This is a genomic window from Rhodoferax sp. OV413 (assembly GCF_900104385.1).
GTDB lineage: Bacteria > Pseudomonadota > Gammaproteobacteria > Burkholderiales > Burkholderiaceae_C > Rhodoferax_B.
On sequence record NZ_FNJA01000009.1, the window covers coordinates 66,204 to 78,875 of the forward strand.

Here is a 12,672-nt window from a genome sequence, read left to right on the forward strand (position 1 = left end):
CCCGCAAAGCCCCGTACCGGGCAGGCAGCGGCGTACTAGAACAGCTCGACGTCGTTGTGCGCCACGTCGGCGACCTGCAGGGCGCCACTGGACATCAGCTCTTCGTAGAAGCAGACCTGGTTGCGCCCATGCTGTTTGGCGTAGTACAGCGCCTGGTCGGCATGGCCGAGGATCTCCACCGGCGCGCCCTGGCTGGTGCCGGTAAAGCCCACGCTGACGGTGACGCGGCCCACCTGGGGGAAGTCGTATTCTTCGATGTTCTGGCGGAAGCGCTCGAAGATGCTGCGCGCGCTATCCAGGTCGGCCGAGCGCAGCAGCACCACGAATTCCTCGCCGCCGAAGCGGAAGATGCGGTCGTTGGCGCGGAACGAGGAACGCAGCAGATTGGCCACCAGGATCAGCACCTCGTCGCCGTACACGTGGCCGAAGCGGTCGTTGACCTGCTTGAAATGGTCGATGTCCACCACCGCCAGCCACTGGGTGTCGGCACCGCGCCGCTCGCCGGGCGGCGTGCTGCCGCGCGCATAGCGGGCGAACTGCTCGTCAAAAGTCTTGCGGTTGAACAGGCCGGTCAGCGCGTCGCGTTCGCTGTAGTCCAGCAGGCTTTGGTAATTGCGGTAGACCTCGATGATGCCGTGGATCACCTCGATGGTCTGGGCGCTGTAGGCCTTGTCGTTGGTGATCTCGATACACGACACCACCTTCTGGTCCAGCCGCACCGGCAGCCACAGCGTGACCACGCCATCATCGGCAATGCGCTGGGTGCTGTTGGTGTTTTCTTCAATGCAGTCCAGCAGCTCGGGGTAGGCGCTGAGGGGCTCGCCGTGCTCGGGGCCTGCGTGTTCGCTCTCGGCCAGCACCTGGCCTTCGTCGAGCAGCAGCATGGGGCGCACCGAGGTTTCGCCGTTGTGGGTAGAAAACTCCAGCTTGCGGACGCGGCGGATGTCCATCAGCTGGCGCAGCGCCGATACCACCGACAACTCCAGCCGAGAGTGGTCGCGGTGGCCGGTAATATCCACCAGATGCTGCAGGATCGGGGTTTGGTTCTTGGCGGTCATCGGTGTGTAGCGCGTGTCCGTGTTTTTCTGCGATCCGCCCGGTATACGTTTGGGCATCGATGCAGCCGATGTCGAAAGCGCTGCAGCCGCGCAATGTAACATTTCTTCGGCCAACACAAGGTGCAAAACTACCGTTTTGGCCGCAGGATATTGCAATTCGGCCGTAGTCGCCTTGGCAAACCTACGCAAGCTTCAGGCCAGGGCTGCCAGTACCCGTTCCGGCGTGACATCCACCAGGCAGCGCGTGTGCTCCAGCGGACAGGTCCGCTGGAAGCAGGGCGCGCAGTCCAGCGGCGGCTGGTAGGCCGGGTCGTTCTTCAGCCACAGCACCTGGGCGCGATCGTTCAGCGGCGGGGTATGCAGCGGGCTGCTGGAGCCGAACACGGCCACCTGCGGCACGCCGAAGGCCGCCGCCACATGCATCAGGCCAGAATCGTTGCTGACTATGCTTTTTGTAGCTGCTATCGCAGACAACGCCTGCTCTAGAGTCGTCTTTCCTGCAAAGTTCAAGGCCCAGCCAGGGCGCGCGGCATTGACCGGCCCGGCTATCTCTTCGCACAGCGCGCGCTCCTTGCCCGAGCCCAACAACACCACCGGCACCTCCAGCTGCTGGGCCAGCGCCGCAAAGTGCGCGGCCGGCCAGCGCTTGGCCGGACCGTACTCTGCGCCCGGCGCAAACACCACGTAGCCGCCGCGCTGCAGACCTAAATCGGCCAGCGCCTGGGCCACGACCTGGGCGTCCATCTGCAGCTGCGGCCGGTCGTGCTCCAGGCCGGACTCGCCACTGAGCGCGGAGTAGAAAGCCACCATCGGTGGGCGCTCGTCACGGGGTGGGTTCTTCAAACGCTGCGTCAGCAGGCCCATGCGGGCTTCGCCAAAATAGCCGACACGGCGCGGAATGCGCGCCAGAAACGGGATCAGCGCACTCTTCAGGGAATTCGGCAGCACATAGGCCGCGTCGAAGCGGCCCTTGAGCTGGGCCGCCATGGCCTTGCGCGCCTGCCATTGCAGGCCGCCGTGCTGGAACGGAAAGTCGATGACCTCGGCCACCTGCGGCATGGCCCGGTAGACCGGTGCCACCCAGGGCAGCGCGCCAACGGTCAGCCGCTCGCCGCGCGCCTGCAGGCGGCGCATCAGCGGCTCGGTCATCACCGCGTCCCCAATCCACTGGGGGGCGATGACCAGGCTGTTAGTGGCCACCGCCGAAGTGTTCGCCGGCCTTCAGCGCGTAGACCGTGCCGCAGTACGGGCACTTGGCCGAGCCGGTGTGGGCCACGTCCAGATACACCTTGGGGTGGCTGTTCCACAGCTTCATGTCGGCCTTGGGGCTGGGGCAGAACACGCCGCCTTGGGGGTTCAGGTCTTTGGCCAGGAGTTCGATGGACATGTTCAGACTTTCGTGAGCCAGTGGGCGTATTTGGGGTTGCGGCCATTCACGATGTCGAAGAAGGCCGTTTGGATTTTTTCGGTGATCGGGCCGCGCGAACCGCTGCCCAGTTCAATGCGGTCGAGTTCGCGGATCGGCGTGACTTCGGCGGCAGTGCCGGTGAAGAAGGCTTCGTCGGCGATGTAGACCTCGTCGCGGGTGATGCGCTTTTGCACCACTTCCAGACCCAGATCCTTGCAGATGTGGAACACGGTGTTGCGGGTAATGCCGTTCAGCGCGCCGGCCGACAGATCCGGGGTGTAGACCACACCGCCCTTAACGACGAACAGGTTCTCGCCCGCGCCTTCGGACACAAAGCCATTGGCGTCCAGCAGCATGGCTTCGTCGTAGCCGTCATCGGTGGCTTCCATGTTCGCCAGGATGGAGTTGGTGTAGTTGCTCACCGCCTTGGCCTGGGTCATGGTGATGTTGACGTGGTGGCGGGTGTAGCTGGAGATCTTCACGCGGATGCCGCGCTGCATGCCTTCTTCGCCCAGGTAGGCGCCCCAGGGCCAGGCGGCAACCATCAGGTGCACGGTATTGCCCTTGGGCGAAACGCCCAGCTTCTTGTCGCCGATCCAGGTCAGCGGGCGCAGATAGCCGGATTCGAGCTTGTTTTCGCGGATCACCGCGCATTGCGCTTCATTCACCTCTTGCTGGGTGAACGGGATCTTCATGCGCAGGATCTTGGCGCTGTTGAACAGGCGCTCGGTGTGCTCCTGCAGGCGGAAGATGGCCGGGCCGTTGACTGTGTTGTAGGCCCGCACGCCTTCGAACGCGCCACAGCCGTAGTGCAAGGTGTGCGTCAGCACGTGGATCTTGGCGTCGCGCCACTCGACCATCTGGCCGTCCATCCAGATTTTGCCGTCGCGGTCAGACATCGAAGGGGGTAGCGGGGACATTGCAGTTCCTTGGGCGTTGTAGGGGGTGGGGGATGATTTTACGGGCTGCTCAGGCGCCGGAGACGGGGCTGTCGGTGTCCGGCTGGACCGGGCGCTCCAGCGTCCATTGGACCAATTTGCCGTCCTTGAACTCGCAGGTGACATGCGATTGCGTGCCGTCGGTCCAGCGGTAGAACTCGGGCTGGCTGTCCTTGGGCGACTGCAGCAAGCCCAGCGACTTGGTCATGGCCACCACGTGCAGCAGGGTCACGCCGGGTTTGAGCTTGGCATTCAGCATCACCGCGCTGGCCACCGAGCCTATGGGACGGTTCGTGGCGCGCTTCATCACCTGCAGCATGCGGGTGAAGTGCAACAGTATCCAGGTGACGACCAGGCTCAGCGCCATCGCCACACCGGCCCAGGAATATTCACGGTAAGCCACCACCAACAGCACCACAACGCCGACAGGAACCAGGATTTTTTGAATTTGCATCCCGGTATTTTCGCAGCCTCGGCGGGTGGCCCTCAACCCAGCCCGCGCGGCACAGTACAGTCTTTGGGCGTTAACACTACAAACAAGAAACCACTAGCCCGCTTATGAAACGATCGATGCGCACATTTTTGTTTATTTTTTGGATACTGCTGTCCTTTCATGCGCGGGGAATGACACTTGGAGTTCAAGGCCTCCAGCTATTTGCCACAGGCCCGGTAGGCGGCGACGACTTATTGAAATTCAACCAGGCCTTTGCCAACCCGGCCGTGGACACCGTGGTACTAGTTAACTCCCCCGGGGGCAGTCTGTGGGATGGCCTGCGCATCAGCAAGCTGATTACCGACAAAGGCTACAACACTGTGGCCGCGGGGTTTTGCAACTCTGCGTGCGCCATCCTTTTCATGGGTGGCAAGGAGCGGCGGTTTTCAAGTGCATTCGACCCCGCATTGACCTACATCGGCATCCATGGTGCGCACAACATCGACACCGGATCGCCGCTGACGCAAGCCAACCCCCAGATATATGCGCTGCTCAAAACGGCCATGGGTGAGAAATTCAACGCCAGCATCGTGAACACCGCTCTCTACCAAATGGACGACCGCGACGCCCTGCTGGTGGTGCCAGACAACATCCGCAACCCCCAGGCATCCACCTTCCATTGCAACGCGGGGCAAACCCCGCGCAAAGACTGCACGCACTACAAAGATTCGGATGCCCTGGGCCTGGGCGTCATCACCCACAATGACCTAGTGACACTTGCGCTGCCGAGCGCGTTCCAGCCCTCTAGCCAACTGCTGGGCCGTGCGCAGACGGTCCTGCTGGCGGACCCCGTCGCCTACCTGGAGACCGCCGCCGAGCAGCACTGCACCAGCGAGCGTTGCAAAGACAACATTAAAGCCCTCCAGACCCTCGACGAAAGCAAGGCCCTGGCGGTACGCAGCACCGGTCCGGGTATGGGCTGGTCGTCCAAGAAGCCGAATATTGCCAACGCAGTGCTGGCGGCGGTCTATGGCTGCAACCATATTCCAGGCCTGCCGGTGCAGCTGTGTATTGCAGAAATAGCCAACGGCTACGACCTACGCCATTTCTACACCGAGGCCGAAGCGGAGCACCGCGCGAGACTCGCCCAACTCCGCGTGCCGGCCGAAAGGTTTTATGCCAACGAAGAATTTGGCGGCGGCTTTGGCAATGCTCACGCCTACCGCACCCTGAAGCCCCTGGACATTCCCCCACTGCACATCGACGGTGTGCAAACCGTGGGCACCCAGGAACTGGCACGCATGCTGACGTCTGACGCACCGCCTGTGGCCGTCGACATTGGCGGCACCGATGAAACACTCCCCAGTGCATCGACCTTATTTTTTGGCGGCAATGCCTTTGACGAACCGGCCATGGACGCCGCATTCAACAGCCGGTTCACGGCGCTGCTGAAACTGCTCTCGCCCGATGTCGACAGACCGCTGGTGATTTTTGGCACCGGGCGCAATTGGCTGTCCGCCAATGCAGCGCTGCGTGCCAAACAAGCCGGTTATGCCCATGTGCTGTGGTACCGCGGCGGTATGGAAGCCTGGAAGGCCGCCAACCTGCCCTCGGCACTGAGCACCGTGCGCGCCGTCGCCAATTAGCCTCAGCAGCAGCCCTCAACCCAGACCGCGCACCACTTCCATCGCCTGCTCGACCCGCTCCACGGCGTGGATGGTCAGGCCCTCGATGGGCTTCTTGGGCGCATTGGCTTTGGGAACGATGGCCACGCTGAAACCCAGCTTGGCGGCTTCTTTCAGCCGCTCCTGGCCGCGCGGCGCGGGCCGTACCTCGCCGGCCAGGCCGACTTCGCCAAAGGCGATGAAGCCCTTGGGCAGCGGCTTGCCGCGCAGGCTGGAGGTGATGGCCAGCAGCACCGCCAAATCCGCCGCCGGCTCGCTGATGCGCACGCCGCCGACGGCGTTGACGAACACGTCCTGGTCCATGCAGGCAATGCCGGCGTGGCGGTGCAGCACGGCCAGCAGCATCGCCAGCCGGTCCTTGTCCAGGCCGACGCTGAGGCGGCGCGGACTCGGCCCGCCGCTGTCAACCAGGGCCTGGATCTCCACCAGCAGCGGGCGCGTGCCCTCCAGCGTCACCATCACGCAGCTGCCGGGCACCGGCTCGGGGTGCTGGCTGAGGAAGATGGCGCTGGGGTTGCTCACGCCCTTCAGGCCGTGCTCGGTCATGGCAAACACGCCGATCTCGTTGACTGCGCCAAAGCGGTTCTTGATGGCCCGCACCAGGCGGAAGCTGCTATGGGTGTCACCCTCGAAGTACAGCACGGTGTCCACCATGTGCTCCAGCACCCGCGGCCCGGCGAGTGCGCCCTCTTTGGTCACATGGCCGACCAGCACGATGGCCACGCCGCTGGACTTGGCGGCGCGCGTCAAATGCGCCGCGCATTCGCGCACCTGGGCCACCGAGCCGGGGGCCGAGGTCAACTGGTCGGAATAAACGGTCTGGATCGAGTCGATCACCGCGATCTGCGGCCGATGCGTTTGCAAGGTGGCGAGGATTTTTTCCAGCTGGATCTCGGCCAGCACCTGGACCTGGCTGTTGACGATGCCCAGGCGGCGCGAGCGCAAGGCCACCTGCGCCCCGCTCTCCTCGCCGGTGACGTACAGCGTCTTCTGGCCCGAGCGCTGCAAGGCGTCCAGCGCCTGCAGCAGCAGCGTCGATTTTCCGATGCCCGGGTCGCCGCCGATCAGCACCACGCCGCCTTCGACGATACCGCCGCCCAGCACCCGGTCCAGCTCGTCCAGGCCGGTGGGCGTGCGCTCGAAGTCGCTGGCTTCGATGTCGGCCAGGGCCATCACCTCGGCAGTTTTGGCGAGTGCGGCGAAGCGGTTGTTCTTGCTGGACGCGGCCGGCTCGGCGATGGATTCGATCAGCGTGTTCCAGGCCTGGCAGTGCGGGCACTTGCCCAGCCACTTGGGCGTGGTGCCGCCGCATTCATTACAGGTGTAGATGGTTTTGTCTTTGGCCATGCGGGGAATATAGCCGCAAACTGTGTAAAAACACAGTAGCTATTGATTTTGTAGCTTCTGGCGCAGACTTTACCTGCGCCAGAAGCCAGTTTGGCTAAAATTTCTGCAGCGCTGCCTGGTGCCGGCGCGTGCCCACGCTGGCCAGGGTGCAGCCCAGCAATGCAAAACACAGCAGCGGCAGCACCAGGCCCCAGCTGCCCAGCGCCATGGTCGCCAAGGCAAACACCGGCGGGCCCAGGGTGGAGCCCAAGTTGCCCAGCTGGGCCACGGCGCCGGTGGCGCGGGCCTGGGTGGCGGGCAGCGGGCTCAGGTAGGGAATCAGCCCAAACGAGGCCCCGCCGGCCAGGCCCACCAGGTACAGCAGCAGCAGTGCCACCGGCGCGATCGCCAGGCCCAGCGCCAGACAAGCCCCCAGCGCCAGCCCGGCCAGGGCCACGCCGGCAAACGCCGCACGCACCAGCCGCGCCGGCGCCACCAGCGATTGGCCCAGCCAGCCGGCGGAAAAGGTGCCGGCGATGCTGACCAGCGGCAGCAGCACAGCCAGCCAGGGCCGGTCCGCCCCCGCGTGCTGCGGCACAAAGGTCAGCAGGGCAATCGCGCTGGCGGTGTAGAAGAAAAAGCAGCCGCCGGGCAGCGCCGTCGCCCACTGGCTGTAGATGCGCGCATGCAGCTGCGGCAGGCTGGCCAGCGCCGGCCAGGGCTGGCTGCGCGCGCCGTCGGCCGGCACCAAGCCCAGCACGGCCACGCACATGGCGGCCATGCCCGCCGCATGCAGCATCAACAGGCCGCTGAGCTGGAAGCGCGCCAGCACCCAGCCGCCGCCGGCCGCCGTCAGCGCAAAGGCCACGCCGACAAAGGTGCTCCACAACCCCATGGCGATCGAGCGGTGCCGCGGCGCGCTGTGCTGCATCACCAGGGTGGGCGCGGCCACCACCACCGCCAGCTGCGACACGCCTTCGAACAAGCGCGTCAGCCAGAGCAACGGAAACGGCGGCGCCAGCGACTGCAGCAAGGCCAGCACGGCGCCCAGCCCCATGCCGGCCAGCAGCAGGCGCCGGTAGCCTATGGCCGGCGCCACCAGCCCCACGGTGACGCCGAACACCAGGCCGACCATGCCGACGGTGGACAGAATCCAGCCCATGGCCGCCGGCGTGGCGCCATAAGCAGCCTGCAAGGCCTGGAAGGCGAACGAAACTTTGGAAAACTGCATCGCCGCCAGCACGCCGCACAGCCACAGGGTGGTAATGCGCGGCCAGTGGGTGGTGATGGTGGGAGCGGGAGCGAGGGAGGCGGAGCTAGCGGGCATCGGCCGATGGTGCCGGCCGGTCAGACCCGCGTCAACGCATAACTTATGCGTGGCTGCTCAGCGTGGTGCAGAGCCGGGCCGGCAGGCCATTGGCCAGCCAGACCCGTTCCCACAGCATGGTGCTGGGGCGGATCTGCAGGCCCACGGTCTGCGCGGTGCGGACCTGCACCAGCACCGGCGCGGGCGCATGCTGCTCCCACCAGCCGCTGGCACCCAGCTGGGCCTCGGCCTGGGCAATGTCTTCGGTGGCAAAGCGCCACAGGGATGTGTGCAGCAAGCCGGCCACCGGCACGCCCCAGATCTGCTGCCGCGGCAGGGATGCGGCCAGCAGCCGGTGGTCCACGTCGGTCACCAGGTGCGCGGGCTGGCTGCAGTGCTGCACCAGGCGCTGCAAGGCAGAGTCCTGGGCCGGTGCCGAGGCCAGCGCACCCAGCAGGCCCTGCATGGTGTCTTCCGATGGCAGGAGGACACCCGCCTCCCAGCGCGACACCGTGGCCTGGTTCACGCCCGCCAGCGCGGCGATGCTGGCCTGCTTCCAGCCCTTGCTGCGGCGCAAGCGCTTCAGCCTTTGGCCGAACGAGGGCAGCGACACGGTGACCTGGCAGGAATGCGGCATGGTGGTTCTTTACTATTAAAAATGGAGCGGCTTGCGCAGACTAGAAAAGCGCTGGCAGCCTATTTCTCTATAGGCAAGCTCCACAGCGGGCTCACACGCTGGCTCACACTGGCGCGGCCTACGGTAGCGGCCTACATCCACTTCCACGGAGTTCTGTATGGCTGCCTCTGCTACCCCCTCCCGCCTGCCCCGCATGGCACGGTCTTTCTGGCTCTGGTGGGCCGACAGGCTTGCCTACAGGCGCCAGCGTCGCCAACAATATAGCGCAGTGCGCCTGCTGGATGCGCATGCGCTGCGGGACCTGGGGCTGGACCGGTCCGAGCTGGATTCGTACGCCGCCGAGGCCCGCGGATGGGCCGAGCCCACCCGCCGCCGCGTGGCCCATTTGCAGGGCGCCCAGCCGGCATGCGAAGGGCTGTCGCCGGTACCCGCGGGGTCACACGCTGGCTCACACGCAGACGGCCTAACTTCGGGGTCCCTATCCACTTTGAAAGGACACTCACATGCCTAAATTTGTCATCGAACGCAACATCCCCGGCCTCGGCACCTGGGCGCCCGGCGAGCTGCAGGCCGCCGCCCAAAAATCCTGCGGCGTGCTGCAGGCCATGGGCACCGACGTGCAGTGGGTGCACAGCTATGTCACCCAGGGCAAGATGTACTGCGTCTACAACGCCGCCAACGAGGCGCTGGTACGCGAGCACGCACAGCGCGGCGGCTTTCCGGCGGACAGCGTGGCGCAGGTGGTGGGCACCATCGACCCGACCACGGCCGAGGCTTAGGGCCGCAGCAGGCAGCCGCCATGGGTCTGGCCATCCATCTGCTGGGCGTGCCCCGGATCGAGCGGGACGGCCAGACCCTGCCCAGCCCGCGCGGCCGCAAGGTATGGGGCCTGCTGGCCTACCTGCTGTGCAACACCACACCGGCCAGCCGCCAACGGCTGGCCGAGCTGCTGTTTGAAGAAGCCGAAGACCCACTGGCCACACTGCGCTGGAACCTCAGCGAGCTGCGCCGCATGCTCGGGCTGGACGAACTGCGGGGCGAGACACTGGCGCTGCGCCTGCCGCCCACCGTTTACGTGGACATCCAGGTCGTTACCCGGGGCCGCTGGGCCGACGCGCTGCGGGTGCCCGGCCTGGACCGGCCGCTGCTCGAAGGCCTGGCATTCAACAAAAGCCCATCTTTCGACGTGTGGCTGGCCACCGAGCGCCGGCACCTGCGGGCCACCACCGAAGAGGTGCTGCGCGAGGCCACGCTGGCGCGCCTGGCCGCCGGCAGTGCCCTCGACGCGGCGGACCTGGCGGCCCGGCTGGTGGGCCTGAACCCGCTGGATGAAAACTACCAGGTGCTGCTGGTGCGCAGCCTGGCAGCCGCCGGCGACGGCCTGGGGGCGGCCCGCCAGGCGGCGTCCTGCCGAGCCTTGTTCATGCGGGAGCTGGGCGTGCCGCCCGGTGCCGCGCTGGATGCGGCGATGGCCACCATGACCGCCGCCCCCACGGCGCGCCCCGCCACCGGCCGCGCCGCCGCCATCGCGCAGATCAACGCCGGCGAGGCGGCCATCGGTGCCGGCGCGCTGGATGCCGGCCTGCAGTGCCTGCGCCGCGCCATAGTGGAGGCCGATGCCACCGGCGATGCCGTGCTGCGGGCACGCGCCCGTCTGGCACTGGGCAGCGCCCTGGTGCACGCGGCCCGCGGGCGCGACGAAGAAGGCGCGGTAGCGCTGCACGAGGTACTGGCCGTGGGCCTGGATGCATCGCCCAGCCTGGCCGCCGCCGCGTGCCGCGAGCTGGGTTATGTGGAATTTCTGCGTGGCCGCTACGAGCGGGCGCTGGTCTGGCTGCAGCGGGCGACACCGCTGGCCCACGACGACCCGGCCGAGCAGGCGCGCATAGCCACCGTGCATGGCGCAGTGCTCAGCGACACCGCGCACTACGCAGCGGCGCTGGCCCTGCTGGACAGCGCCGTGGCACTGGCGCAGGCACAAGGCGACGCCAAGCAGCAAGCCTATGCACTGTCGATGCGCGGGCGCTGCCTGCTGCTGCATGGTGGGCTGACCGCTGCCGTTACCGCGCTGGACCAGTCCGTCGCGCTGGCGCAGCAGTGCTGGACGGCGTTCCTGCCCTGGCCGCAGTCGCTGCGCGCCGAGGCCGACCTGCTGCGCGGCGACGTGGCGGCCGCGGCGGACCGGTTTGAGCACGCGTTTGCACTGGGCTGCCAGCTGCGCGACCCCTGCTGGGAAGGCATTGCCGGGCGCGGCCTGGGCCTGGTGGCGATTGCGCGGGGTGAGGTGCAGCAGGCGATGGACATCCTGGTGGACGCCGCCGCGCGCTGCGTGCGCCTGCCCGACGCCTACCTGTGGGGCAAGGCCTATACGCTGGACGTGCTGTGCGGCCTGGCGGTGCAGCATGCGCCGGCGCGCGCCATGGGCTGGATCGACGAGCTGCAAACCCTGGCCGCACGCAGCGGCATGCGCGAGTTCTCGGTGCGTTCGCATTTGCACCGCGGCGCGCTGGGCCACCCTGCAAGCCGGCCCGCCGCGCAGCTGCTATCTTGCGGCATTGACAACCCGGTGCTCTGCGCGCTGCTGGACCAGGCGCGAGCCGATGCACTACAAAAATCGTAGCTGCTGGCGCTGGTACTGTCTGCGCTAGAGGCCTATTTTCCTTATATTTTGGTCGCAGGCCACAGGCGTACCGCCAGCGCAGCCGTACCGGCCAAGGCCGCCAGGCCACACACGCCTTGCCAGCCCCACTGGGCCAGCGCCTGGCTGCCCAGCCAGGCACCGCTGGCCATGCCGATGAACATGCTGCCCATCAGCACTGCGTTCAGCCGGCTGCGCGCCGCGGGCTCCAGGCCGTAGACGATGGTCTGGTGGGCGATCAGGCTGGCCTGCACGCCCAGGTCGAACACCACGGCGCCGGCGGCGATCAGCCACAGCGGGCCGTCACCAACGGCCATAGCCAAGAAGGCAATCACCACCAGGCCGGCGCCCAGGCGCGTCACCACCTCGGGGCCCTTGCGGTCGGCCACCCGGCCGGCCATCGGCGCCACCAGCGCACCGGCGGCACCGGCCAGGCCAAAGGCGCCGGCGGCCGCGCTGCCCAGGTGGAACGGCGCCGCGTGCAGCATCACCGCCAGGGTCGACCAAAATGCGCTGAAGGCCACGCTCAGCAGGCCCTGGGCCAGGGCGGCGCGGCGCAGGCCGCTGTACCGCTGCAGCAGGGTGAACAGGCTGGCCATCAGTGCCAGATACGGCATCTGGGTGGTGCCCTTGAAGCGCGGCAGGCCGCGCCAGATGGCCAGGCCCAGCAGTGCGATGCTCAGCGCCGCCACCACAAACATGCCGCGCCAGCCCGCGTGCTCGGCCACAAAGCCCGACACCACGCGCGACAGCAGAATGCCCAGCAGCAAGCCGGTCATCACCGTGCCCACGGTCTTGCCGCGGCTGGCCTCGGGTGCCAGCGTGGCGGCGGCCGGCACGATGTCCTGCGCCAGCGTGGCGGACACGCCAATCACCAGACTGGCCACCAGCAGTACCTGGATGCTGGGCGCGGCTGCCGCCAGCAGCAGGGCCAGGGTCAGCACCGCCGCCTTGCCCAGGATGATGCGGCGCCGGTCGAAGCGGTCGCCCAGCGGCGCCAGCAGGATCAGGCCCAGGGCGTAGCCGAGCTGGGTCAAGGTAGGCACCAGGCCGATGGCGCCGGGCGTGGCGTTGAACTCGCTGCCCAGCACCCCCAGCATGGGCTGGGCGTAGTAGAGCGCGGCAGCCGCCAGGCCAGCGCCGGCGGCGAGCAGCAGCACCAGCCCGCCGGGCAGCACGGCGGTAGGTTGGTTATGCGTAATAACTGTGGAAGACATAGTGAAAACCCTCGAATCTTGGAATG

At 66.9% G+C, this 12,672-nt stretch carries 12 protein-coding genes; 3 read left to right on the plus strand and 9 right to left on the minus strand.

What is annotated here, in order from left to right; all coding sequences use genetic code 11:
• Positions 1-35: 35 nt before the first annotated feature.
• The 5 genes from BLT66_RS24135 to BLT66_RS24155 all read right to left on the minus strand — a co-directional run bounded on the left by BLT66_RS24135 (position 36) and on the right by BLT66_RS24155 (position 3,858).
• Positions 36-1,058, minus strand: a complete 1,023-nt coding sequence (locus BLT66_RS24135; RefSeq protein ID WP_092762076.1) for a GGDEF domain-containing protein — start codon at positions 1,056-1,058, stop codon at positions 36-38.
• Positions 1,059-1,250: 192 nt separating this feature from the next.
• Positions 1,251-2,258 carry a lipopolysaccharide heptosyltransferase II gene (waaF, locus tag BLT66_RS24140; RefSeq protein WP_255407068.1) on the minus strand — a complete coding sequence of 336 codons (1,008 nt, stop codon included), beginning with the start codon at positions 2,256-2,258 and terminating at the stop codon, positions 1,251-1,253.
• The gene (locus BLT66_RS24145) at positions 2,248-2,445 is read right to left on the minus strand and encodes a zinc-finger domain-containing protein (RefSeq protein ID WP_092762078.1); all 198 of its coding nucleotides are present in this window, start codon (positions 2,443-2,445) and stop codon (positions 2,248-2,250) included. The genes waaF and BLT66_RS24145 overlap by 11 nt, the downstream gene beginning before the upstream one ends.
• Positions 2,446-2,447: 2 nt before the next feature.
• Entirely contained in the window at positions 2,448-3,386 is a 939-nt protein-coding gene (locus tag BLT66_RS24150) for a branched-chain amino acid transaminase (protein ID WP_092762081.1), read from the minus strand.
• Between the two features lie 49 nt (positions 3,387-3,435).
• Positions 3,436-3,858, minus strand: a complete 423-nt coding sequence (locus tag BLT66_RS24155) for a glycerate kinase (protein ID WP_092762083.1) — start codon at positions 3,856-3,858, stop codon at positions 3,436-3,438.
• A gap of 170 nt (positions 3,859-4,028) precedes the next feature.
• On the opposite strand from BLT66_RS24155, the gene BLT66_RS24160 reads away from it, so the two are divergent.
• Complete coding sequence (locus tag BLT66_RS24160; RefSeq protein ID WP_176955156.1) at positions 4,029-5,483, plus strand: rhodanese-like domain-containing protein; 1,455 nt, start codon at positions 4,029-4,031, stop codon at positions 5,481-5,483.
• 15 nt (positions 5,484-5,498) lie between these two features.
• Here the strand turns inward: BLT66_RS24160 and radA are convergent, their stop codons facing one another.
• The 3 genes from radA to BLT66_RS24175 form a co-directional block, all read right to left on the minus strand.
• Positions 5,499-6,869 (minus strand): DNA repair protein RadA, encoded by a 1,371-nt coding sequence (gene radA / locus BLT66_RS24165; protein WP_092762088.1) that lies wholly within the window; start codon positions 6,867-6,869, stop codon positions 5,499-5,501.
• A gap of 94 nt (positions 6,870-6,963) precedes the next feature.
• Positions 6,964-8,175 (minus strand): MFS transporter, encoded by a 1,212-nt coding sequence (locus BLT66_RS24170; protein WP_092762090.1) that lies wholly within the window; start codon positions 8,173-8,175, stop codon positions 6,964-6,966.
• 43 nt (positions 8,176-8,218) lie between these two features.
• Positions 8,219-8,791, minus strand: coding sequence for a helix-turn-helix domain-containing protein (locus tag BLT66_RS24175; protein ID WP_092762092.1), 573 nt, complete (start codon positions 8,789-8,791; stop codon positions 8,219-8,221).
• 503 nt (positions 8,792-9,294) lie between these two features.
• Here BLT66_RS24175 and BLT66_RS24180 point away from each other — a divergent pair.
• Both BLT66_RS24180 and BLT66_RS24185 read left to right on the plus strand, forming a co-directional pair.
• Positions 9,295-9,570, plus strand: coding sequence for a DUF4242 domain-containing protein (locus BLT66_RS24180; protein ID WP_092762094.1), 276 nt, complete (start codon positions 9,295-9,297; stop codon positions 9,568-9,570).
• 20 nt (positions 9,571-9,590) lie between these two features.
• Complete coding sequence (locus tag BLT66_RS24185; RefSeq protein ID WP_092762097.1) at positions 9,591-11,411, plus strand: BTAD domain-containing putative transcriptional regulator; 1,821 nt, start codon at positions 9,591-9,593, stop codon at positions 11,409-11,411.
• A 41-nt stretch (positions 11,412-11,452) separates the two neighbouring features.
• Here the strand turns inward: BLT66_RS24185 and BLT66_RS24190 are convergent, their stop codons facing one another.
• A complete protein-coding gene (locus BLT66_RS24190; protein WP_092762099.1) occupies positions 11,453-12,646 on the minus strand; it encodes an MFS transporter in 1,194 nt (397 codons plus the stop codon).
• Between the last annotated feature and the right edge of the window lie 26 nt (positions 12,647-12,672).

What these genes read in the sequence shown, in the direction of transcription:
- BLT66_RS24135 (WP_092762076.1), bottom strand. Translation starts at nt 1,058, where the DNA reads ATGACCGCCAAGAACCAAACCCCGATCCTGCAGCATCTGGTGGATATT.
- BLT66_RS24145 (WP_092762078.1), bottom strand. Translation starts at nt 2,445, where the DNA reads ATGTCCATCGAACTCCTGGCCAAAGACCTGAACCCCCAAGGCGGCGTG.
- BLT66_RS24150 (WP_092762081.1), bottom strand. Translation starts at nt 3,386, where the DNA reads ATGTCCCCGCTACCCCCTTCGATGTCTGACCGCGACGGCAAAATCTGG.
- BLT66_RS24155 (WP_092762083.1), bottom strand. Translation starts at nt 3,858, where the DNA reads ATGCAAATTCAAAAAATCCTGGTTCCTGTCGGCGTTGTGGTGCTGTTG.
- BLT66_RS24160 (WP_176955156.1), top strand. Translation starts at nt 4,029, where the DNA reads ATGACACTTGGAGTTCAAGGCCTCCAGCTATTTGCCACAGGCCCGGTA.
- radA (WP_092762088.1), bottom strand. Translation starts at nt 6,869, where the DNA reads ATGGCCAAAGACAAAACCATCTACACCTGTAATGAATGCGGCGGCACC.
- BLT66_RS24170 (WP_092762090.1), bottom strand. Translation starts at nt 8,175, where the DNA reads ATGCCCGCTAGCTCCGCCTCCCTCGCTCCCGCTCCCACCATCACCACC.
- BLT66_RS24175 (WP_092762092.1), bottom strand. Translation starts at nt 8,791, where the DNA reads ATGCCGCATTCCTGCCAGGTCACCGTGTCGCTGCCCTCGTTCGGCCAA.
- BLT66_RS24180 (WP_092762094.1), top strand. Translation starts at nt 9,295, where the DNA reads ATGCCTAAATTTGTCATCGAACGCAACATCCCCGGCCTCGGCACCTGG.
- BLT66_RS24185 (WP_092762097.1), top strand. Translation starts at nt 9,591, where the DNA reads ATGGGTCTGGCCATCCATCTGCTGGGCGTGCCCCGGATCGAGCGGGAC.
- BLT66_RS24190 (WP_092762099.1), bottom strand. Translation starts at nt 12,646, where the DNA reads ATGTCTTCCACAGTTATTACGCATAACCAACCTACCGCCGTGCTGCCC.